The organism is Peribacillus sp. NPDC096447, assembly GCF_044762725.1.
In the GTDB taxonomy this organism is placed as follows: Bacteria; Bacillota; Bacilli; order Bacillales; family DSM-1321; genus Peribacillus.
Window position 1 is genome coordinate 178107 of sequence record NZ_JBIWEV010000002.1, and the last position, 22506, is coordinate 200612.

Consider the following 22506-nt stretch of genomic DNA (forward strand, 5'->3'; position numbering starts at 1 on the left):
GCATAAAAAACACCCCGCCATTAAGGACAGGGTGTAGGTCATAAAGATTGTGAGGACACGGATGGTTTACACTTTATCCCGTTCTCATTCATCTTTACAGCAACACCCTTTTAAGCCTCTCCGGACTTCTTTTAAAAGGTGATTTATTGTTTTGATGCAGTATCTTATTTTTCAAATATATCTCCGGATATTTTTTCACGGTCCGGAAGAATCAAGTTAAGAAGGATTCCGACGATGGCTGAAAGTGCCATTCCGGAAAGCGATACCGTTTCCGATAGTTGTACGAACGCTCCTCCGATTCCTAACACTAGGATGACTGAAGCTATCATCAGGTTTCTTTTCTTGTCAAAATCGACCTTGTTATCAATCAGCATCCTTAATCCGCTTGATGCGATGATACCGAAGAGCAAGATGGAAATGCCGCCCATCACCGCGCTCGGTATCGAGCTGATGACTGCTGAAATCTTACCGTTAAAGCCAAAGATGATTGCAGTCAATGCTGCACCGCCGATGATATACACACTGTACGCCTTTGTCATCGTCAGGACCCCAATATTTTCTCCATATGATGTAAGCGGCGGCCCACCGATGAAGGAACCAATCATGATTCCTGCTCCATCTCCTAAAATCGAGCGATGCAAACCTGGCTTTTCCAAAAAGTTTCTGCCGACTACTTTGCTCAGTACCATTTGGTGGCCAATATGTTCTGATAAAGTTACGATGGCGACGGGTACCATGATGGCAATGACCTCCCATGAGAAGGTCGGTGTATAGGTTACATATGGCAACATGAAGTCAGGCATTTCCCACCATTGTGCTGACTTGATCGGTTCATAATCTATTATTCCTGCAACAGCCGAACAGGCGTAGCCCACAATGATTCCCATTAAAATCGGGATCAAGTTAATGAATCCTTTAAAGAACACGTTACAGATGATGGTTACCGCTAAAGTGATCAGCGCTATAACTATATATGTGACGCTGTATTTATCTTGCGGATCATACATTGCCATGTCCACGGCCGTTCCGGCAAGGCTTAATCCGATTACGATAATGACCGGGCCCACCACAACCGGAGGAAGTATATTCATTAACCAACGCAGTCCGACTTTTTGGATAATCAATGCTACTATCCCATATATGAACCCTGCTGCAAAACAGCCGATCATGGCCGCCTCCGGACCACCTAATGCCTTTGCCGCGATGATTGGCGTAATGAAAGCGAAAGATGACCCGAGATAAGCTGGTATCTGACCTTTGGTTATCAATAAGTATGAAAGTGTGCCCAATCCGCTTGAAACCAGTGCTACCGCCGGGCTTAACCCTACCAAGAATGGCACCAGCACCGTTGCACCGAACATGGCGAACAAATGCTGGATGCTTAACGTTATCCACTGGCCAGCCTTTGGAACGTCCTCGACATCCAGTACGATGTCCCTCTTTGTTTCTTCCATTTCCGTATCCCCCTCATGAAAATTCCATCAAAACTGCAAAAACCCTCTTTGCATTATACAAAGAGGGTTTCTCAGAAGGCGAATGCCTATGCAAAGGCATAGCTCTCCCGATTGACTCCCCTTTGCCAGCCTCTCTGGACTGTCTTTAAAAGGGTAATATGAAATTTTCATGTTGTTTAGTTTTCTAATATAGTAACTTGATCTATTTCATCTACTTCTGTTAACGTTACTGTAATTTTTTCAGATTGGGAAGTCGGAACGTTTTTGCCGACGAAATCCGCGCGAATCGGCAATTCCCTATGTCCCCTATCCACTAATACGGCAAGCTGGATCTGCGAAGGTCTTCCCAAATCCACCAGAGCATCCATTGCCGCTCTAACGGTTCTGCCTGTGAAAAGGACATCATCCACTAAAATCACTTTCTTGTCAGTGATATTGACCGGAATGTCTGAACCTTTTACGATGGGTTCCCCATCATTGGTCTTTTTCGAAAGGTCATCGCGATAAAGTGTAATATCCAGTTCACCCAGTTCTATTTCCTTGCCTTCTATTTGATTGATGCGCTTTGCAAGTCGGTCAGCGAGGAAAATCCCGCGTGTACGTATCCCGATTAAGACGCAATCCTCAATACCCTTATTTTTCTCAATTATTTCATGGGCAATTCTCGTCAAGGCTCTGCTAATGGCCTTCTCATCAAGTACTATGGCTTTCTCATTCAACACGTCGGCCACCCCGATTCCATTTTTCTGATAGGTCAATTTCAACAAAAAATCCTCATGCCAAGAAGGCATGAGGATTTTATCGCCATGGGCATAATTATCCCATTTTGCGTATCCGTTTCCTTCTCAGTCTCTCTGAACTGTGTTAAAGGTTCTTATTAAGTTGTTATTATAATATATCAGAAAAACGAATTTGTCAATCCTTACTTCTACGCAATTGATTAATTAGATTTTCAAACTCTTCCGGAATCGGAGCTTCGAATTCCATATACTCATTTGTACGAGGATGAATGAAACCCAAAAGACCGGCGTGCAATGCTTGTCCATCTAATTTCAGGGTCTTTTTCGGACCATATTTCGGATCACCCGCTAGCGGGAAGCCAATGTATTTCATGTGAACACGAATTTGATGTGTCCTTCCTGTTTCAAGCTGGCATTCCACTAAAGTGAAATCCTTGAAGCGTTCGATGACCCGGAAATGCGTGACAGCATTTTTGGAATTCGAATCTGTGACAGTCATGCTTTGGCGATCTTTTTTATCGCGGCCGATCGGTGCATCGATCGTTCCGAAGTCATGAGGGATCACACCATGAACTACAGCTTGATACTTACGGGTAACCGTTTTGTCAACAAGCTGCTGTACCAGTTTTTCATGTGCCATATCATTTTTGGCAACCATCAATAGACCTGATGTATCTTTATCGATTCGATGGACGATTCCAGGCCGCATGACACCATTGATTCCAGAAAGGTCCTTGCAGTGTGCCATCAATCCATTTACAAGCGTGCCGGATACATGTCCAGGTGCCGGATGGACAACCATACCGCTCGGTTTATTAACCACAAGTACATCTGCATCTTCATAATAGATATCCAAATCCATTTCCTCTGCTACCGCATCCAATTCCTCAAGATCCGGAATCGTCACTTCGATTGTATCGCCAGGAACAGCTTTGTAATTCGTCTTTATCGCCGTGCCATTTACCAAAACATGATCATCCTTAATCCATTGCTGGACCTGAGTACGTGACCATTCCTCATTCAAAGTGGAAAGAGCCTTATCAATCCTGACTCCTTTTAGTGTTTCATCGATGCTGTATAACCTTTTATCCATTATCTTTCTCCTTAGCGTTTTTTTCTTCTAAAAACATATGAATCACGAGCAGTCCGACACCAATTGAAAGCGCAGCATCAGCAACATTAAATACCGGGAAACTGTAGCTGAAAATATAGGTATGAACGAAATCCACCACTTCCTGACGAACAACACGATCGATGAAATTACCAATCGCACCGCCTAGCATGAGAGCAAGTGCAGCTCCAAGCAAAACGCTTTCCTTCGCCATTTTCTGAATATAATAGACAAGTCCAATAATGACAGCGATGGTGATGATGTAGAAAAACCACATTTGACCTTGTAGAATTCCCCATGCTGCCCCACGATTACGATGCGAGGTGATATATAGAAGGTTTTCAATAATTTCAATGCTTTCTCCGTACTCCATTTTTTTCACAATCATCCATTTTGTCAGCTGATCGAGAGCTATGACCAAAAGGGCAATCAAATAATAAAACACATTTTTTCCCCCAAACTAATCAAATCTTCACTTTTGAATTGTAGCATAAACTAGAAATAATGACTAATCCGAAAAACAGAATCTGCTGTCGGTACCTGAAGAATATAGGGGAGATTGGATAAAGGCAATTCCCTATGGAGGTTTTACACAAAAAAGCCGGCCCTTCATAAAGGGACCGGCTTTCCTTTTTTGAATTATTGATTCACGTAATGCTCTTTCACGACTGTAGCACAACGCGGGCAAAGTGTTGGATGCTCTTCCACTTGACCTACTTCCTTCGAAACATTCCAGCAACGTTCACACGTTTCACCTTCTGCTTTTGTAACAAGGATCGCTATATCCTCAAGTTTAACCGCTTCTGCTGGGGCACTTGCCACATCGCCAGCGATTTCGAATTCGGATACGATGAATAGCTGTTCAAAGCTTTCCTTGATGCCATCAAGCAGATTCTTCGTTTCTTCATTAACATAGACCATCACTTTAGCATTCAATGATTTTCCGATGACCTTCTGGTTACGGGCTTCTTCTAATGCTTTCAGAACATTATCACGGACATCCATGAACGCCGTCCATTTTTCTTCAATGACTTCAGCATCTTCAATTGAAATTTCTTCAGGCATCAATGTCAACTGTACACTTTCTTCCGTTACCCCCGGAATGAACGCCCATACTTCATCAGCTGTATGAGAAAGGATCGGTGACACCAATTTCGTTAAGCTGACCAATGATTCGTAAAGGACCGTTTGAATGGCCAAACGCTCTTTACCATTTGGTGCTTCACAATAAAGAATGTCTTTTGCATAATCGAGGTAGAACGAACTTAAATCCTGTGTACAGAAATTATTGACCATATTATAAATTGTTGCAAACTCATAATTTTCATAACTTAGCTTCGACTGTTTGATCAGTTTATTCAATTTAACCAGCATGTATCGATCGACTTCAGGCAATTCTTGAACTGCCACTTTATCGGTTTTTGGATTGAATCCATCCAAGTTCCCTAACAGGAAGCGGAATGTATTACGGATTTTACGGTAAACTTCCGAAACTTGTTTTAAAATAGGATCGGAAACCCTGACATCCGATTGGTAATCCACCGAAGCTACCCAAAGGCGTAAGATATCTGCTCCAAGTTGGTTCATGACCTTGGATGGCAGTACAACGTTCCCAATCGACTTACTCATTTTACGGCCTTCGCCATCCAATGCGAACCCGTGGCTAAGTACACCTTTATATGGCGCTTTGCCTGTAACGGCAACACTTGTTGAAAGTGATGAGTTAAACCAGCCGCGATATTGATCGGAACCTTCTAAATAAAGATCAGCAGGGCGCTGCAAGTCATCTCTTTCTTCAAGTACCGCTTGATGGGAAGAACCGGAATCGAACCATACGTCCATGATATCCGTTTCTTTCGTGAAGATACCATTCGGGCTGCCTTCATGTGTATAGCCTTCAGGCAGAAGATCTTTTGCTTCACGCTCAAACCAGATGTTTGAACCGTGTTCGCGGAAAAGGTTTGAAATATGGTCGATGGTTTCATCCGTAATGATCGGCTCGCCATTTTCTGCATAAAACACTGGAATTGGCACGCCCCAAGCGCGTTGGCGGGAAATACACCAATCCCCGCGGTCACGGACCATATTGAATAGGCGCGTTTCGCCCCAAGCCGGTACCCATTTGGTTTCTTCAATCGCTTCCAGAAGCTCACTGCGGAAGTCTTTGATTGACGCGAACCATTGTGCTGTTGCACGGAAGATCGTCGGCTTCTTCGTCCGCCAGTCATGTGGGTAAGAGTGCGTAATGAACGTCAAGTTCAATAACGCGCCTGCTTCAGTTAATTTTTCGGTAATTGGTTTATTTGCTTGATCATAAAATAATCCGGCAAACTCCCCTGCCTCTTCCGTCATGACTCCTTTTTCATCTACAGGACAAAGTACGTCCAAGCCATATTTTTGCCCAATGATAAAGTCATCTTCACCATGGCCAGGCGCCGTATGAACACATCCCGTTCCAGCTTCAGTCGTTACGTGCTCACCTAACATCACTAAAGATTCGCGGTCATAAAGAGGATGTTTGGCAACAGCACGGTCCAACTCGCTACCTTTTACCGTTTTTTCGATAGACGGGTTTTCCCAGCCTAATGTTTCCGTTACCGATTCAAGCAGTGCCTCAGCAAGTAAGAATTTTTCATTTTCGACAGCCACTACTACGTAATTTAATTGCGGATGCAATGAGATACCAAGATTGGCAGGAATCGTCCATGGAGTTGTCGTCCAGATAATGATTTTGACGCCTTCATCGATTACGCCTTTTCCATCTGTGACTTCAAAAGCAACATAGATCGACGCAGAGCGTTTGTCTTGATATTCAATTTCAGCTTCGGCTAGCGCTGATTCACTTGATGGAGACCAGTAAACAGGTTTTTTCCCTTTATAAATGTAGCCTTTTTTCGCCATTTCACCGAATACCTTGATTTGCTGTGCTTCATATTCAGGCTTTAATGTGATATAAGGATTTTCCCAATCACCACGGACCCCTATTCTCTTAAACTGCTCACGTTGATTGTCAATCTGACCATAAGCATACTCTTCACAAAGCTTTCTGAATTCGGCAACGCTCATTTCTTTCCGTTTCACGCCTTTTTTCGTCAATGCCGTTTCGATTGGAAGCCCATGCGTATCCCAGCCAGGTACATACGGTGCTTGAAAACCGCTCATCGATTTAAATCGGACAATGAAATCCTTTAAAACCTTATTCATTGCATGGCCCATATGGATATCGCCGTTGGCATATGGAGGTCCATCATGCAAAATGAATAATGGACGTCCTTCCGTTTGTTCTTGCACTTTTTTATAGATGTTCATTTCTTTCCATTTTTCTTGGATTTCCGGTTCACGTTTCGGTAAATTCCCCCGCATTGGAAATTCAGTTTTAGGCATCAATAAGGTATCTTTGTATTCCATCATAAAATCCTCCATCCGTCTTTTAAAAAAATTCATTCGAACCGATGACTTGATATCCGGCCAAAATAAAAAGCCCTCTCATCCCTAAAAAAGGGACGAGAAAGCTTTGCTTCCCGCGGTACCACCCTGGCTAGAAAGATCCACATAGTGAATCCAACCTCTCGAGCATTCGTAACGTGAATGAAACGCTTCATTTACTTACTGCCTAGGCAGGTTCAACTCAGAACTCAAGGGTGATCTTCAATATCTTCGCTTATTCCGGGCTTTCACCATCCCCGGTTCGCTAAAAATAAGTGTGTGAAGAATTTACTTTCCCTGTCATCGTCTAATTTCATAATGAATAGTATTGTTAAAAAATTATATGCGAAAAAAGTGTTCAAAGTCAAGGAATCGTTTAAATTTCCTCTTCCACTCTCTCATTTAATTCTATTTCAGTCGCATCCACTTCATAATCCAGAAGATGATCCCAATCGTCATTGTCCAGCAAATCCAGCTGTGCACCGACAAGCATTTTGAAACGCGTCCGGAATACTTTGGATTGCTTTTTCAAATCCTCAATATCCATCGCTATTTTCCTTGCTTTCACAAGTGACTCATTGACGATCCTGTCAGCATTTTTCTCTGCTTCCTTTATGATCAGTTTCGCTTCTTTTTGTGCATTGCGCCTTAATTCTTCGGCTGCTTCCTGAGCGACAATAATCGACTTGTTAAGTGTACCCTCAATTGTCGTAAAATGTCCCAAACGATCAAAAGTCTCGTTCAGTTTATCTTCAAGTTCTTTCTTCTCCCTCAAAATCAGTTCATAATCTTTAATGACCTGGTCGAGAAATTCATTCACTTCATCTTCATCATACCCTCGAAATACTTTGTTAAATTCCTTGTTATGTATATCTATCGGGGTTAAGGGCATTACGGCACCTCCAGAACGGTTTCTACTCTAGTATGTTAAAACTCTATATTCGACAATAAATTTATATATCCTGCTTTTTATTGAATTATTTTTGTCTGCCTAACGAGATTCTCCACTTATCCTTCTTGGTTTTCCCATCGATTGAAGCTATTTTACATCTGCCAAAACCTCTGATGGATAGTGTATCACCTTCACGGCATTCTTCCGAGACGTTTTCCGTTTGCTTGAAATTCACCTTTACTTTTCCTGACGTTATCAAGGCCTGCGTCTTTTGACGGGACATATTCAGGACGGACGATAGCACACTGTCAAGCCTAAGGGAACTGACGGTGGTTACTTGCTCTTCCCATTTTTCCTTAACTTGGACGATATTCTCGATTGGAAGCCGTTTGATGGAAACGGAGGCATTACCTATTTTCTCCATATTTCCAGTGAGATATGAATCCATCTCTTCGGCAGCTATAAATTGAATATGCTCCTCCGTCACTATTATATCACCAAATTTTTCACGTTTTACCCCCAGTGACATCAAGGTTCCAAGTATTTGCCTATGTTCAAGCGTTACAAATTTTTTTGGATAGGAGATATCGTATAAGGAGATATTGAAATCCGATGGTTCAGGAGAGTAATAATCAGGGTAGATGAGCACACGTTTTCGCTCTACGAAATCGCTTCCGCCATTGAATTGCAGTTTCACATCCGAATCATTCCCTATTAAGGAAGTAAGGATTTCCTGCTGACGCGGATCAAGAAAATCAGATAGTTTCGGAGCGTAGGAATTTTTAACCTGATCAATCCAATTCATAGCCTGGTCAATAAAATCTTTTTCCTCCGGCCTGAAATGCTGATAAATACTCATGATTGAATAAATGCTCCTTAGTTATCAAATTAATGGTCGATCATAAGGAATGAATTAAACTCATTCTGCGTTGCTACTACACAGCGGAGAATCTTCCGACTGTGTAGTAAGATGCATGTCAGGTTATTTGTTGATCATCCTATCAAAGTCTGTAAGTAATAGATTCCATAACCGCTGGCAAAATTAAGAACCAGCAAGGCCACAAGAGGTGAAAGATCGATCATGCCAAGCGTCGGAATGAACTTTCTGAACGGTTCTAAATACGGTTCGCAAATCTTTTCCAGAAATTGACCAATCGATGTCTCCCTTGCATTGGGGAACCATGACATCAATATGTAAACGATTAATGCCATTGAATAAATTTCAATTAAATAATATAAACCCTGAAGCACTAAACCCATTAACCATTACCACCTCGCTTCTTCGTACTCCTCTTCGGCGGCGAAGCCGGTAATATTACCGGAAACATCGACGTTGTCCGGGGTACATAAGAATATATCTGTTCCGATTTTTTGGATATCCCCGCTGATTGCATAGACAGTCCCACTTAGAAAATCGATGATTCGCTTTCCTTGGTCATGCTGGATTCGTTGAAGGTTCACGACTACAGCGCGCCTGTTTTTTAAATGGTCAGCTACCTCCTGGGCTTCTGCATAAGCACGAGGCTCCAATAATACTACTTTAGAAGATTTCTGTACGCTTTGCAAACTTACGATATTCTGATTTGTATTATTCCCTGCAGAAGCTGACTGCTGCTGTTTAGCTGACTTCACGACTTTTGGTTCAGCCTCCTCTTCTTCCACCACTTCATCCCTGTACTCATACTCATCATCCAGCGCGAAATAAGATTTAAATTTTGATACGAACGACATCTATAGCGTACCTCCTTAAAATTATTCGCCTACAAGTGCTGTACCAATCCTGATCATGGTAGCGCCTTCTTCAATGGCAATCATGAAATCATTGGACATTCCCATGGACAATTCAGTGCAGGGGGCATGCTTCAACTCTAAATTTTGTATTTCAACCTGGATGCCCTTCAGTTTCCGGAAGCATTCCCGCAAAATCTGTTCATCATCGGTCAATGGAGCCATCGTCATCAATCCTGCAACATTCACCTTATCAAAGTCGGATAACCCTTTTATGAAATCCATTGTCGCGTCAGGATCCAGACCATGTTTTGATTCCTCACCAGAAACATTCACCTGCACTAAACAGTTTATCGGCTCTTTTGCGCGTTTTTGTATTTCTTCTGCCAAAGTAATGCGATCCAATGAATGGATATACGAAATTTTATCGATGACATTCTTTACTTTGCGTGTTTGCATGGAACCAATATAATGCCAGGTGGGCTTGTCCTTGAGCACTTCATATTTAGTCAAAAGCCCTTCGTCACGGTTTTCACCCAAATCGAGTATTCCCGCTTCCAATGCTTCATTTGCTCTCTCGACCGAAACATATTTCGTTACTGCGATCAACTTTATCGCTTCACGGTCCCTTCCACTATTTTCACATGCTCTATTTATTTTTTCTTCGATGTTTTTTAAATTGTCCATTACTTTCACTGTTACTCTATATCCTCCTTCCAACCGATAAAGCTCATCAATCTGCCTGTCTTCCCGTTATCACGGCGATGTGAAAAAAACAATTCATGATCACAGCTTGTACAGTATGATGTAACGTCGATCTGACTTTGTGGAATTCCTGTTTTTTGAAGAATCAATGCATTAAGTCGCTTAAGGTCCAACTGATATTGTCCTTCACTGATTAAATTATAGGGCTTTTCGTCAATATCTACCAGCAAATTCTGCACTAAATCCATGACATAATCATCAACTACATAGCACTTCGAACAAATCGACGGTCCAATAACAGCAAATATCTCACTTGCTTTTATACCCTCACTCAGCCAAGCCTCAACCATTTTTCGTGCAATTCCATTAACGGTACCCTTCCAGCCAGCATGTGCCACCCCAATCATACCATGTGCCGGAGCAAGAAAGTATAAGGGCACGCAGTCTGCATAGCAAAGGGTCAATAGAGCGTTTTTGTCCTTCGTATAGAATCCGTCAGTCGCTTTAAAGGCCGAATCATAATCCGTAGCACCTCTCCCGACATCACGGCTGGTAACTTGACGGATTTTCGTTTCATGTGTCTGCTCGGCGCCTATCCATTCATTAAGCGGAAACATCAGCTTATCGGCTATAACCCTGCGGTTTCCCTGGACATCTTCAAGTTTATCACCGACATGAAAACCGGTATTCAATGTTTGAAAATCACCTGTACTGACTCCCCCATTTTTTGTGGTGAAGCCCGCTACGAGCTGGAGATTTTTTTGTCTCCAGCTGTCAATGAGCATATATTGGTCTTTTATTAAAACAAATGGCTCTTTCATGCTATAAACCTCTTTATTTTTAGTCTAGTGTATCATATATTTGCGCCATGCACCTTAAAACCGTTCATCTTTCAGTTCTGCTTGAAATACCGTCTGATGTTCAACAAGTATGACATCTGCACCGATTTTTTTTATTTTGCGCCACGGAATCACAATATCCTGTTCTTTTCCAAAAAAACCCATTAATCTGGTTCCATTCGAAACGACGATGGCCTCTATTTTCCCCGTGGCCGTATTGATTTCAAGATCTGACATATTACCTAATTTCTTACCATCCGCTATATTGACGATATCCTTAATTTGAAATTCGGAAATCCTGGTCACATCACTCAGCTCCTCAAAATTTCATCATAGATGAAGGTCCTATTCCTATGTATATGACATGATGCGCTCAAGGATGAAGAATACGATAAATAAACGTCCATTCGATTCACGGAAGGGCTTTTCTACAAAATAAAAAAGCCGCTATGGATAAGTAGCTGTTAAGCGGGTATCGACATTTTTGCCCTACCCGCTTCAGCTAACTACTTCTCATGCTCAGCTTCTACTGTTGGATATTTTTATTCATTTGCTTGATTGCCGCTTTTTCCAATCGGGAGACCTGTGCTTGTGAAATGCCGATTTCCTCGGCTACCTCCATTTGCGTCTTCCCTTGGAAAAACCGTTTGCGAAGGATCATTTTTTCCCGGTCATTCAACCGTCTCATGCCTTCATTTATAGCTATTTCATCAATCCAGGTACTATCTTTATTTTTTTCATCACTCAGTTGGTCGAGTACATAAATCGGATCCCCGCCATCATTATAAATCGGTTCAAAAAGTGAAACTGGATCTTGTATAGCATCTAGTGCAAAAACAATTTCTTCATGAGGTACTTCCAACACCTTGGCGATTTCTTCAGCTGTCGGCTCACGAAGGGTCTGGCTTATGAGCTTCTCTTTTACCTGCAAAGCTTTGTAAGCGATGTCTCTTAAAGAACGGGATACCCGAATTGGATTATTGTCACGAAGATATCTTCTGATTTCTCCAATAATCATCGGTACAGCATACGTTGAAAACTTAACATTTTGACCTAGGTCAAAGTTATCTATCGACTTCATCAACCCTATACAGCCTACCTGAAATAGATCATCTACATACTCTCCCCGATTGTTGAAGCGTTGAATGACGCTTAGAACGAGTCGAAGATTCCCGTTTACCAGTTTCTCTCTTGCTGAAATATCGCCATCTTGCAATTCTTTAAAGAGTTTTCTCATTTCTTCATTCTTTAAAACCGGTAATTTTGATGTATCCACACCGCAGATTTCAACCTTATTACGAGACAAAATTATTCCCTCCTCACAGGAGCGCTGTACAAAAAACAGTATCTCCGCGGGAGGAAAAAATATGCACATGACTAGAACAGAAATCCCCCATTATTTTTCAATATAGCTACCAAAGTATTGATTTGATTGACATTTAAGCACATTATTTTTTTACACCATTTTATTAAATTCTTTTCGAAGCCTCTTAATAATCCTTTTTTCCAAACGCGAAATATAAGATTGGGAAATCCCCAGCATGTCGGCAACGTCCTTTTGGGTTTTTTCTTCTCCGCCTGCAAGTCCAAAACGGAGTTCCATTATCTGTTTTTCACGTTCGGATAACTGTGTAAGTGCTTTTGTCAGCAGCTTACGGTCAACGTTTGCCTCAAGATCTTTCGTGATAATGTCATCGTCCGTTCCAAGTACATCGGATAACAGAAGTTCATTTCCATCCCAATCAATATTCAGAGGTTCATCAAAAGAAACTTCAGAACGGATTTTGTTATTTCTGCGTAAATACATTAATATTTCATTCTCGATGCATCTCGAAGCATATGTAGCCAGTTTTATTTTCTTCTCAGGATTGAATGTATTCACAGCTTTGATTAAACCTATGGTACCAATGCTGATTAAATCTTCAATATTGATGCCGGTATTTTCGAATTTCCTGGCAATATAAACCACCAGCCTTAAATTACGTTCAATCAAGATCGAGCGTGCAGCTTCATCGCCATTGGGTAATTTATTGATCAGTATAGCTTCTTCTTCCTTTGAAAGGGGAGGCGGCAGTGCCTCACTCCCTCCTATATAAAATATTTCGTCCGTTTTCAATCCGAGCTTGAACAATAGTTTGTACCAAAAATAAGTGAGCCGAAGAATGAATTTCTTCAAAATAATTCTCCCTTCTAATAAACGGATTATGGGTCAAATTTAAGAGTGTATCGATGGTTCAGGAGGCATTTTGCACCGGTATCCCGGTTAACATTTTCGGGTGAACGATAGATTGATAGCTATTGTCGGGAGAGAGTTGCTGAAAGGTAAACGAGACGAGACCCTGCTTGACGTGAAATTCTTTTTCTCCTTGAAAGATTTTGATGTAATCCGGTTTGATTGCGGTTAACAGCTGATGTTCATGACCCACGACTTTATAAGGGATGACACGCATTCTTCCTGTCCATGAATATTCGGGCTGCTCTTCCTGACTAATCAGGTTATCAGGGTTTTTAAAAAGCTCCAACATATCGTCCGGAATTCCTGCTTCCCCGCCAGAAAGAGAGATGATCATTACTGGGGAACGTGTAATCGGGTCATATAGTTGATTGCCGCTATCCACCAATCCATGAAATTTTCCTTCGAAGTCAGAAATTTTAACCGAAACCGAAACCATTTGTTCATGTGTAAGTTTTGTCATCTCCATTCCTTCAAGTGTTCGCTTGGAAAATTGCCATGCGAGCGGGAACCCGATCATTACGAATATCCAGCTGACAGGGTCCCCAAAACGGTTGATTCCTGCATATTGACCAGGGTCCTTGGACACGATTTGGAATTCAAATAGGTAATGTAGTCCCAGAAGGATTCCTCCCGATAAAAACGTCACGAAATATAAAGTGGCCACCGATTTCATGAAAAGTTTTAACCTATTAAACCCAAAGGTTGCCAGCACCATGACCAGGGATACTAAAATCTTCATGTACACTCGGTCGGCAATTGCATAAAAAGGAGTGAAAGCCAATACGATAATGAAGGAACCAATCAGCCCGCCGATGCATACCCGCCAAAGAGCTACCCTTCGTTTGAGAATGATTGCGGTCCAATATAAAAGGAGGCAGTCAAATAACCAATTCAACAACCAGATCACATCTAAATATAAAGTCAAACACCCTCCCCTCCTTTTATGAACTAACCTTCCACTAGCAAAAAGTATAGCGTACCTGCCCTTAGAAAGTGTGTCACTTTTTGTACTGAAAACTTAAGAGTTTTTCAGTCATTTTTACCCTTTTTGTAGAAAAACAGCTATTGATATTTTCATTACTGTCATAGAGACTATCCTGCTCCCTTTTACTTCTGTCGATTTATGTTATAAAAGTTTAATAATTTATTGCTCGCTCATCTTTTTGGATCCCTTCTGCCAAGGCGATCCGTCAGATACCGCTGAGGGACATGCAGGCAAGATCAAGGATACTATTATGCAGATTGCGTTCTTTACTTCGGTCAGAGTGATAAAGCTGAAGAATGCCCCATTATGATTGGACACTACTGCTTTTAAGGAACTCATTTATTAACGACAAAAAACCGTCCCCAAATGGGGACGGCATATGACGTCGATATTAACGGCGTCTATTACGGTTACGGAGGAATGTTGGAATATCCAAGGCCTCATCACCTTGATTGGCATTACGTGCAGGCTGTTCATTGACTTCTTCCCTCTTCACTTCCCGCTTCACGTTTGGCTGAGGCGTTTGTTGTGTCTGAGGTCTTGATTGCTGCTGTTGTCCGAGTGTTGGACGCCCAGTAGGCCGTATTGAAGCTTCAACCTCGTTAAAGCCTGTTGCAATTACCGTAACGACGATTTCATCTTTTAAGTTTTCATTGATAACTGAACCAAAGATCATGTTTACGTCTTGATCGGATGCAGTAGCCACGATATCGGCCGCTTCCTGGACTTCAAATAGACTTAGGTTCGTACCACCGGTAATATTCATCAGTACACCTTGGGCACCATCAATCGATGTTTCAAGCAACGGACTGGAAATGGCTTTTTTCGCCGCTTCCGCCGCACGGTTTTCCCCTGAGGAAATCCCGATTCCCATAAGTGCGGAACCTTTGTTCGACATGATGGTCTTCACATCGGCAAAGTCCAAGTTAATTAGACCTGGTACAGCAATTAGATCTGAAATCCCTTGTACACCTTGACGAAGTACATTATCGGCCTCACGGAATGCTTCAAGCATTGGCGTGCTTTTATCGACGATTTCAAGGAGGCGGTCGTTCGGAATGACGATCAGTGTGTCAACCGATTCCTTCATGGATGAAATGCCGCCTTGTGCCTGTGTTGCACGTTTTCGGCCTTCGAAGGTAAATGGACGAGTAACTACACCCACTGTAAGTGCTCCTAGATCTTTAGCAATGCCAGCTATGACAGGAGCAGCCCCCGTTCCCGTACCGCCGCCCATTCCAGCCGTCACGAATACCATATCGGCACCTTTAAGCGCTTCTTCAATCTGCTCTTTGCTTTCTTCTGCAGCCTTTTTTCCTACCTCGGGATTGGCACCTGCACCCAAGCCGCGTGTAAGCTTTCCACCGATTTGCATTTTGATTTCTGCTTTTGATAGATTAAGAGCCTGTGCATCAGTATTGACAGAAATAAACTCAACACCCTGTACACCATGCTCGATCATTCTGTTTACCGCATTGTTTCCGCCGCCGCCAACACCTATTACTTTTATCGTTGCTAATTGTTCTAGATTAGAATCAAACTCCAACATGACAATCCTCCTATTTTGACGAAATTCCCGATTCTTAATGATTGTTATTCAAAAAAGTAACCTAGGATTTTTTTGAATTTAGATTCACCTTTTTCACCTTGTTTTTTAGCCGTGTTCTCTTTGTTTTTCTGAGAAACCTTCTGGCTGCGCTGGTCGTTATCTTCTTGTGCTTGTCCAGCTGCTACAGGAGTTTTATTAGCGGTGTTTTTTTGCATTCTCTCTTTCTTGCATGCGTGTTTAATCAAACCAACAGCTGTCGTGTATTGAGGTTCCCTGACACCGATGTAATTCGGTTCAGCTGTCCTTACGCGGTTTTGGAACACATATTGAGCAAGCTCCAGGACTCCCGGCATCTTGACGACGCCCCCGGTCAACACGAAACCACCCGGTATATCCTGGAAGCCAAGTCTCCTCAAATCATCTTGAATCAACTCGAATATTTCGGTCACCCGCGCTTCAATGATATCCGAAAGCATTAACTGGTTGCAGGTTTGCTGCTGATCGCTGCCGATGATCGGTATTTGGAATACCTCATCTTCAGACGCATCATCATAAAAGGCATGTCCATGCTTCACTTTTATTTTCTCAGCTTCTTCCATCGTTGTCCTTAGAACGATGGAAAGATCCTTCGTAAGTGTTTCCCCGCCTATAGGTATCACAGACGTATATTGTAAATAGCCTTGTTCGAAAATTGCCAGAGTCGTGGAACCTCCGCCAATATCGACAAGTGCCACACCAAGTTCTTTTTCATCCTTGGATAATACAAGGGAACCTGCAGCTAAGGGCTGAAGGGCGATATCGGTTATTTCTAACCCTGCCCTTTCCACACAGCGCAGCGTATTATGTAAAATTGTCCGAAGACCTGTGATTAATATCCCTCTCATTTCCAACCGGACACCTATCATGCCCCTTGGATCACTGATTTCATCAAGTTCATCAACTTTGTAATGGATCGGCACCACGTCGATGATTTCCCTGTCGGATGGTATCGTTATTAACTCCGCGGCTTCCCTGACACGGAAAACGTCATGCTCGGTAATCTCTTTATTGTCACTGGATACCGCTACTACCCCATGACAAGGCTGAAGCGTCACATGATTTCCGCTTATGCCGACGATTACCTTTTTTATCTCCATCCCTATCATCCGTTCTGCTTGCTCTATAGCCTTTTGAATGGATTGGACGGTTTCATCTATACCGACGATCGAACCCTTTTTGAGCCCCTCTGATTTAACATTTCCTACGCCGATTATATTTAATGTGTCATTGACCATTTCCCCAATGATAACTTTTACACTGGATGTACCGATGTCAAGACTTACGTATATTTCGTTGCTGTTCATTCCATGGCACCTCCTTCAGTTTTATACATGTATTAGTAGAATAACATTTTTATATCGAAGACTTATACATTATAGAATAACAGAACTGATTACAACAACTCGCGAATTTTATCATATTAAGCGGTTCAATTTCTATTTCCCGAACAAAACTCGTAGATTTCTCTCTTTATGATGCTTATTGTTCGCTTCTTTAACGAGACAGATAATCTTAATAAACTAGATACTGCCATAAACTATTCGTCATTTATGACTTAATTCCCTTTAAAATTATCGATTTTTTTTCTGCTTTTTCCGGGAAATGGACCATTTTTCAATTAGGATCCTTCTAATCAGGGCAATATTTTGAAACAGCCTTACGCCGAACACAAAGATTGCGGCTAAATATAAGTCTACACCAAGATGTACACCTAGAAAAGCCAAACCTGCGGCTAAAACAATATTAAAGAAGAATCCTGTTACAAATACTACTTCATCATAAAGATTTTGCAGATGAGCCCGTATGCCCCCAAATAAGGTATCAAAAGCAGCAAGCACGGCAATGGAGAGATAATTTGAATATTCGTGGGGAATATCAAAATCCACCAAAAAACCAAGAGTGATTCCAATCAATAGTCCGAAAACCGGAAGCCACATTACGATTCCCCCCCATCCATAATGGGTTCCATGTGTTTTACATCAATAGCATTTTGGTAGGCCGGCAATGTCAACTCACCGGAAGGCACCTTAATCTGCACTTCAAAATTATCTATAAAGAAATCATCCATAAGTTCGGAACCTTCTATGCGCTGCTTCAGTTTCTTTGGATTAACGGTTATTGCCTGCAGTTCGACCGGGTAATGAACAAGAGGATATCCGTCCATTTTCGGCTGCCCATTAATATCACGAATAACCGATGTTGATATATACCTTTGTCCTGAAATGGAAATTTCGTCAGCGCCATACCTATACATTTCATTAATGAGCCGAATGATCAATACAGGTGAAATATACTCGACCTTCTCACCAAGAAGGATATCCGCTTTGATAGGCTGTATGGAAACGATGACCCCATTACCTTTTATTTCGGTCAAACCTGCGTCAGTCTTTAATTCGGTCAGGGTGTCACGCAATACTTCTTCCTTACTCTCATTTTTCTTTGTTTCATAGGATGCTATTTTTCCCTCAAGCTTACTGATACCCTCTATTAACTCCGCCTGGGTCTGCTGTTCTTTCAATAAATCATTTTTCAGCTCCCACATATCCCTTGTATCGGATATGACAGGCTGATTCACCAAATTGAATTGAATAGCGAGCATGAAGCCAGCAATCAACGTAACCAAACTAAAAGAAAGCTTTTTATTCATTCCAGTTTCTCACCAATCTTTCATCGAATCCGGCGGTCTGATCACCCTCCAATAATTGGATCAAAAATGATATTCTTTTGCTTTTCCACTGTAAAGATAATATTCTCATTAACCAGCTGTTCCTTAATGCCACCGGGCAGGTCTAGTGAAGCAGCCAGGACATCCGGGTCCCCAATCGCAGAAATGATGAAGGGAGCAGGATGCTGATGGCCATCGATTGTAATCACAGGCCCATTACAGATTATGTATGAATCATGATTTAACCTTTGACCGTTAATCGCAACAGCCTCTGCACCTGATATGTATAGTTCATTGACGACCTTGAAGACATGCTGTTCATGAACGAGGTAGTTATTAACATTGGCTTCCGACTCCATATCTGTACCATCTTCAAGCGTCACCTGAAGGCCTGAGCCTTTCACCTTCACTTTTCCGAGAAACATCCGGTATTTTTCCGTATCCTTTGCCAAATTGAAAAAAAGCTGTTTTTCCTGCGCTAGGTCCTTTTCTATTTGGGACACATTTTCCTGCTTCTGAAGGAGTTCCTTCTGAAGTTCCCGGTTCTGTTTCTCTTGTTCGATCAGCTGCTGCCTGAGCTCATATTCCTGGTCCCAGGCTTTGTCCTTCCCTGCACCTTCGCCATCTTTGGTCAGATTGTAAGAGAAGGCAATCATGAATCCGAGAACCACGCAAACCAGGGATAAAACAACCCGTTTGCCATTAATTTTCCTCATTGGTGTCTTCCTTTTGTTCAGCGTCTTCATATGCTTTAAAATAAGAACCCACTTCCAGATCGATGACTCCCTTTACCTCTGGATCCAACTGGCTGACTATCGATGGGTAGTGAATCATTTTCTCGTATAAAGTACGGCTTGTCGCACTTACTTCAAACCCATCATTCATAAACATGACGATATGGTAGTCATCGGTTTTGGTTGGAGCGTAATGAATTTCTGAAATGGCATTCTGAATCTCGACAGGAAGCTTGTCCAGCTCTTCTAAAAGCAACTTTAATGCTTTACCCTCTTTGAAACCAATTAAAACAGGGGCAAATACTGGAATTTCGCCTGTTGCTAGCTCCTCTAAAACGGACCCGTTTTCCAAAATGGGGGCAAACTTCCCATTATTGGACAGATATGCCATCCTGTTATGTTCAGAAACCGTAATTTTAATGGAATTGGGAAATACCGGAGTCACCTTAACGCTTTTTATTTCTTGATTTTTTTTGATATTGGCTGCTGCTGCCCCTGTATCAACCTTCCAGATGCTTCGATCCTTCTTCACCTTACTCAATTTAATGATCTGTTTGGAAGTAATATAACGATTCCCCTCTACCTGCACGGATTTCACATAGCTCAGCGGGGATAAGAAATATAGCACACAAGCAACCAGAATGAAGAAAAGGGAAAGCAAAAGAACAAGCCGCCTGTTTGCTTTGCTTTTTCTTAATTGTTTTAATTTCGGGATGCGGTCCTCAATGGAAACGATTTTCCCCTTTTCCATCCCCTTCACCTCTTCCTGAAAAAATGGATGGTTCTTGAAAGTGTGAAATCAAGACAAACTCAATATTTGGTTATTTACAAACTTTAAAAGGTAACACATTATATCACAATATTTGGATATAATGAATCCATTATTTTCTGCCGATAATCTCCACTTCTGTTTCCATTTCAATTTCAAATTTATCATACACAGTATCCTTCACATGCTGTATCAAGGCTTGAACATCCGCTGCACTTCCATTACCTGTGTTAACGATAAAGTTCCCGTGCATCGGTGAAATCTGGGCTCCGCCAATAGAATGTCCCTTCAGGCCTGCATTCTCGACCAATTTACCAGCATGATGTGGAAGTGGATTCCTAAATATGCTCCCGGCACATGGAAGATTATACGGCTGGGTATCTTTACGGTAATTCTTGTTATTCTGCATTCTTTCTACGATTTCGGTTTTATCGCCCTCTGTCAATTGAAAAATTGCTTCCAGTACGATACCCGGTCTTTTCTTCTGTAGCAGAGAAGTTCGATAAGAAAACTCCATTTCTTCCTTCGAAAGCCAAGCTAAAGTTCCATCTTCGAAAAGAACATGTGCCTCCTTGAGAATTTCACTCATATCGGAGCCGTGTGCACCAGCGTTCATATAGACAGCTCCGCCGACGGAACCAGGAATCCCACTGGCAAATTCCAATCCTGCATACCCTTTTTTACTGATTTGCACGGACAGGCTGACAAGTGATACCCCAGCTCCTGCTTTTATCTCCGTCCCATTTATCTCGAGATGATCAAGTCCTTTACCCAATTTAAGAACGGCACCTTCAATTCCGCCATCACTGACAAGTAGGTTCGAGCCCCTGCCGATCACCCTCCATGGCATCCCATGTTCTTTAATGACCTGCATCGTTTTTTCTATATTTTCAATGGATGACGGCACGATGAATAAATCAGCCGGCCCCCCAATTTTCATAGTTGTATGATTTGCAAGCGGTTCCTGTTCAAGAACTTTACCGATTTTCATTTCAGTTAATTGCTTTATCACATTATCCATGATAAACCTCCTTGTTGTTCCAAAAATTCCAGGTTATAAATTTTCATTTCCTCTTCCATGAGGTCCCTTATATTACAAGATTAATAACGCCTTTTAGCAGAAAAATGAACAGAAGCAAGCCCCAGTACGGCCTAACCCTCTTATACTATAGTCTAAACAAAGACGTATTGCCAATATTTATTGTGGATTCCCCAACATTCATACATGGTAATATTTAAGCGGCATTTCATTTATTTCTAAATTTCGGCACAGCTCCCTCCAAAATCGTTTTCCGGCAAGGATTTTCAACGTAAAAAAAGGGAAGCCCTGCGTCAACAGGACTTCCCTTTTGCCAAACCATATATTTTACTTATTTCAGAACCTTGAATAACGGCTAATATTCAGGAGCACCCCAATCGCCATCAACATGAGTGTCAGTGATGAACCGCCATAACTTAAGAGGGGCAAGGTGATCCCCGTAACTGGCATCAGTCCGGTTACCACCCCTATATTGATCATCACTTGAATGGCGACCATCGCAATGATTCCCACCGCTACAAGGCTCCCATATAAATCAGGGGCACCAAGTGCGATCCGAATTCCCCGCCAAAGCATGAGCGCAAATAATAAAATGACGAGAGAGCCCCCGATGAAGCCAAGTTCCTCTGAAAGGATGGCAAAAATGAAATCAGTCTGCGGTTCTGGTAAATAGAAAAACTTTTGGCGGCTTTGCCCGAGTCCCAGGCCGAACAATCCACCGGGCCCGATTGCATAAAACGATTGAATCATTTGAAATCCGCTGCCTAAAGGGTCTTCCCAAGGATCCAGAAAAGACGTGATCCTTTTTATCCGGTAGGGCGCTGACAAAATCAGACCGATAAAACCTGCCACCCCGATTAGCCCCAAGCCGACAAAATGACTGATCTTTGCCCCGGAAATAAAAATCATGACGATGCACGTTCCAACCATTACCGTTCCCGTTCCAAGGTCCGGCTGTAACATGATCAATCCAAATGCCAAAAACACTAAGCCCAAGGATGGAAGCATCCCTTTTTTAAAGGAGGTGATCAGCTTTTGCCGTTCTGATAAGAACTTAGCTAAAAAAGCGATCATTGCCAGCTTCATGAACTCAGAGGGTTGGACCGAAAAGGCACCTACACCAATCCAGCTCCTCGAACCATTTCTCGCCATACCTATACCCGGTACAAGCACAGCCAGTAACATAATGAAACAAATGATGATAAGGATCTTGGCCCATGTCCGCCACGTCCAGTAATCCACATTCATGATGAAAAACATGGCTATGACACCAACGCAGGCAAACAGCAACTGTCTTTTAGCAAAATAAAACGAATCATCAAATTTATATGTTGCCCATATGGCACTCGCGCTGTAAACCATGATTAAACCAACAGTCAAAAGACTTAAGGTGACGATAATGAGAATGAGATCAGGATTCGATTTTTTTAATGGCACGGACATCCACCTCTAGGAAGTTTTTCGAGCCTGCGAATATAAACATCGATGCTGATTGCTTGTCAGCACTTTAGTCAAAAAAAAAGCGATAACGGCTCATTATCGCTTTTTTCCAAGGTGTCTACGTAGAAGCAGGTTCACTTCTCTCTGCGAAAGCT

General features: G+C 42.1%; 23 protein-coding genes. All 23 read right to left on the reverse strand.

Going from position 1 to position 22506, the window contains the following annotated elements; translation table 11 throughout:
- Positions 1-164: 164 nt before the first annotated feature.
- The 23 genes from ACIQZD_RS07700 to spoVE all read right to left on the reverse strand — a co-directional run bounded on the left by ACIQZD_RS07700 (position 165) and on the right by spoVE (position 22348).
- The gene (locus ACIQZD_RS07700; RefSeq protein WP_101224597.1) at positions 165-1454 is read right to left on the reverse strand and encodes a solute carrier family 23 protein; all 1290 of its coding nucleotides are present in this window, start codon (positions 1452-1454) and stop codon (positions 165-167) included.
- A 176-nt stretch (positions 1455-1630) separates the two neighbouring features.
- Positions 1631-2173, reverse strand: coding sequence for a bifunctional pyr operon transcriptional regulator/uracil phosphoribosyltransferase PyrR (pyrR, locus tag ACIQZD_RS07705; protein WP_230177693.1), 543 nt, complete (start codon positions 2171-2173; stop codon positions 1631-1633).
- Between the two features lie 196 nt (positions 2174-2369).
- Entirely contained in the window at positions 2370-3287 is a 918-nt protein-coding gene (locus ACIQZD_RS07710) for an RluA family pseudouridine synthase (protein ID WP_402900408.1), read from the reverse strand.
- Positions 3280-3750: a signal peptidase II gene (gene lspA / locus ACIQZD_RS07715; protein ID WP_101224594.1), complete on the reverse strand. Its 471-nt coding sequence runs from the start codon at positions 3748-3750 to the stop codon at positions 3280-3282. The genes ACIQZD_RS07710 and lspA overlap by 8 nt, the downstream gene beginning before the upstream one ends.
- 194 nt (positions 3751-3944) lie before the next feature.
- Positions 3945-6713, reverse strand: a complete 2769-nt coding sequence (ileS, locus tag ACIQZD_RS07720) for an isoleucine--tRNA ligase (protein WP_402902012.1) — start codon at positions 6711-6713, stop codon at positions 3945-3947.
- A gap of 394 nt (positions 6714-7107) precedes the next feature.
- A complete protein-coding gene (locus ACIQZD_RS07725) occupies positions 7108-7623 on the reverse strand; it encodes a DivIVA domain-containing protein (protein WP_034313857.1) in 516 nt (171 codons plus the stop codon).
- Between the two features lie 85 nt (positions 7624-7708).
- Positions 7709-8482, reverse strand: coding sequence for a YlmH family RNA-binding protein (locus ACIQZD_RS07730; RefSeq protein ID WP_402900413.1), 774 nt, complete (start codon positions 8480-8482; stop codon positions 7709-7711).
- Between the two features lie 134 nt (positions 8483-8616).
- On the reverse strand, positions 8617-8883 hold the full coding sequence (locus ACIQZD_RS07735) for a YggT family protein (protein ID WP_101224591.1): 267 nt from the start codon (positions 8881-8883) through the stop codon (positions 8617-8619).
- 6 nt (positions 8884-8889) lie between these two features.
- The gene (locus ACIQZD_RS07740) at positions 8890-9354 is read right to left on the reverse strand and encodes a cell division protein SepF (RefSeq protein ID WP_034313864.1); all 465 of its coding nucleotides are present in this window, start codon (positions 9352-9354) and stop codon (positions 8890-8892) included.
- A gap of 21 nt (positions 9355-9375) precedes the next feature.
- Positions 9376-10047, reverse strand: coding sequence for a YggS family pyridoxal phosphate-dependent enzyme (locus ACIQZD_RS07745; RefSeq protein WP_402900418.1), 672 nt, complete (start codon positions 10045-10047; stop codon positions 9376-9378).
- Positions 10048-10049: 2 nt separating this feature from the next.
- Entirely contained in the window at positions 10050-10877 is an 828-nt protein-coding gene (gene pgeF, locus ACIQZD_RS07750; protein ID WP_402900421.1) for a peptidoglycan editing factor PgeF, read from the reverse strand.
- Positions 10878-10931: 54 nt separating this feature from the next.
- Positions 10932-11201, reverse strand: coding sequence for a YlmC/YmxH family sporulation protein (locus tag ACIQZD_RS07755; RefSeq protein WP_137018790.1), 270 nt, complete (start codon positions 11199-11201; stop codon positions 10932-10934).
- Between the two features lie 220 nt (positions 11202-11421).
- Positions 11422-12201 (reverse strand): RNA polymerase sporulation sigma factor SigG, encoded by a 780-nt coding sequence (gene sigG / locus ACIQZD_RS07760; protein ID WP_034313871.1) that lies wholly within the window; start codon positions 12199-12201, stop codon positions 11422-11424.
- Between the two features lie 150 nt (positions 12202-12351).
- Complete coding sequence (gene sigE, locus ACIQZD_RS07765) at positions 12352-13071, reverse strand: RNA polymerase sporulation sigma factor SigE (RefSeq protein ID WP_034313874.1); 720 nt, start codon at positions 13069-13071, stop codon at positions 12352-12354.
- Positions 13072-13129: 58 nt separating this feature from the next.
- Positions 13130-14056 (reverse strand): sigma-E processing peptidase SpoIIGA, encoded by a 927-nt coding sequence (spoIIGA, locus tag ACIQZD_RS07770; protein WP_402900424.1) that lies wholly within the window; start codon positions 14054-14056, stop codon positions 13130-13132.
- Between the two features lie 451 nt (positions 14057-14507).
- Positions 14508-15665 (reverse strand): cell division protein FtsZ, encoded by a 1158-nt coding sequence (ftsZ, locus tag ACIQZD_RS07775; protein ID WP_098371076.1) that lies wholly within the window; start codon positions 15663-15665, stop codon positions 14508-14510.
- Between the two features lie 44 nt (positions 15666-15709).
- A complete protein-coding gene (gene ftsA, locus ACIQZD_RS07780; protein WP_137018792.1) occupies positions 15710-17008 on the reverse strand; it encodes a cell division protein FtsA in 1299 nt (432 codons plus the stop codon).
- A 267-nt stretch (positions 17009-17275) separates the two neighbouring features.
- On the reverse strand, positions 17276-17641 hold the full coding sequence (locus ACIQZD_RS07785; protein ID WP_137018793.1) for a small basic family protein: 366 nt from the start codon (positions 17639-17641) through the stop codon (positions 17276-17278).
- The gene (locus ACIQZD_RS07790) at positions 17641-18351 is read right to left on the reverse strand and encodes a DUF881 domain-containing protein (protein WP_402900429.1); all 711 of its coding nucleotides are present in this window, start codon (positions 18349-18351) and stop codon (positions 17641-17643) included. The genes ACIQZD_RS07785 and ACIQZD_RS07790 overlap by 1 nt, the downstream gene beginning before the upstream one ends.
- Positions 18352-18392: 41 nt before the next feature.
- The gene (locus ACIQZD_RS07795) at positions 18393-19085 is read right to left on the reverse strand and encodes a DUF881 domain-containing protein (RefSeq protein WP_402900432.1); all 693 of its coding nucleotides are present in this window, start codon (positions 19083-19085) and stop codon (positions 18393-18395) included.
- Positions 19072-19854 (reverse strand): cell division protein FtsQ/DivIB, encoded by a 783-nt coding sequence (locus ACIQZD_RS07800; RefSeq protein WP_402900435.1) that lies wholly within the window; start codon positions 19852-19854, stop codon positions 19072-19074. Before ACIQZD_RS07800 ends, ACIQZD_RS07795 begins: the two co-directional genes overlap by 14 nt.
- A gap of 130 nt (positions 19855-19984) precedes the next feature.
- Entirely contained in the window at positions 19985-20893 is a 909-nt protein-coding gene (murB, locus tag ACIQZD_RS07805; RefSeq protein ID WP_101224581.1) for a UDP-N-acetylmuramate dehydrogenase, read from the reverse strand.
- Positions 20894-21247: 354 nt separating this feature from the next.
- On the reverse strand, positions 21248-22348 hold the full coding sequence (spoVE, locus tag ACIQZD_RS07810; RefSeq protein WP_098371083.1) for a stage V sporulation protein E: 1101 nt from the start codon (positions 22346-22348) through the stop codon (positions 21248-21250).
- Positions 22349-22506: the final 158 nt, after the last annotated feature.

What these genes read in the sequence shown, in the direction of transcription:
- ACIQZD_RS07725 (WP_034313857.1), bottom strand. Translation starts at nt 7,623, where the DNA reads ATGCCCTTAACCCCGATAGATATACATAACAAGGAATTTAACAAAGTA.
- murB (WP_101224581.1), bottom strand. Translation starts at nt 20,893, where the DNA reads ATGGATAATGTGATAAAGCAATTAACTGAAATGAAAATCGGTAAAGTT.
- ACIQZD_RS07795 (WP_402900432.1), bottom strand. Translation starts at nt 19,085, where the DNA reads ATGAGGAAAATTAATGGCAAACGGGTTGTTTTATCCCTGGTTTGCGTG.
- ftsZ (WP_098371076.1), bottom strand. Translation starts at nt 15,665, where the DNA reads ATGTTGGAGTTTGATTCTAATCTAGAACAATTAGCAACGATAAAAGTA.
- pgeF (WP_402900421.1), bottom strand. Translation starts at nt 10,877, where the DNA reads ATGAAAGAGCCATTTGTTTTAATAAAAGACCAATATATGCTCATTGAC.
- ACIQZD_RS07700 (WP_101224597.1), bottom strand. Translation starts at nt 1,454, where the DNA reads ATGGAAGAAACAAAGAGGGACATCGTACTGGATGTCGAGGACGTTCCA.
- ACIQZD_RS07800 (WP_402900435.1), bottom strand. Translation starts at nt 19,854, where the DNA reads ATGGAAAAGGGGAAAATCGTTTCCATTGAGGACCGCATCCCGAAATTA.
- ACIQZD_RS07710 (WP_402900408.1), bottom strand. Translation starts at nt 3,287, where the DNA reads ATGGATAAAAGGTTATACAGCATCGATGAAACACTAAAAGGAGTCAGG.
- ileS (WP_402902012.1), bottom strand. Translation starts at nt 6,713, where the DNA reads ATGGAATACAAAGATACCTTATTGATGCCTAAAACTGAATTTCCAATG.
- ftsA (WP_137018792.1), bottom strand. Translation starts at nt 17,008, where the DNA reads ATGAACAGCAACGAAATATACGTAAGTCTTGACATCGGTACATCCAGT.
- ACIQZD_RS07735 (WP_101224591.1), bottom strand. Translation starts at nt 8,883, where the DNA reads ATGGGTTTAGTGCTTCAGGGTTTATATTATTTAATTGAAATTTATTCA.
- ACIQZD_RS07730 (WP_402900413.1), bottom strand. Translation starts at nt 8,482, where the DNA reads ATGAGTATTTATCAGCATTTCAGGCCGGAGGAAAAAGATTTTATTGAC.
- ACIQZD_RS07785 (WP_137018793.1), bottom strand. Translation starts at nt 17,641, where the DNA reads ATGTGGCTTCCGGTTTTCGGACTATTGATTGGAATCACTCTTGGTTTT.
- ACIQZD_RS07790 (WP_402900429.1), bottom strand. Translation starts at nt 18,351, where the DNA reads ATGAATAAAAAGCTTTCTTTTAGTTTGGTTACGTTGATTGCTGGCTTC.
- ACIQZD_RS07740 (WP_034313864.1), bottom strand. Translation starts at nt 9,354, where the DNA reads ATGTCGTTCGTATCAAAATTTAAATCTTATTTCGCGCTGGATGATGAG.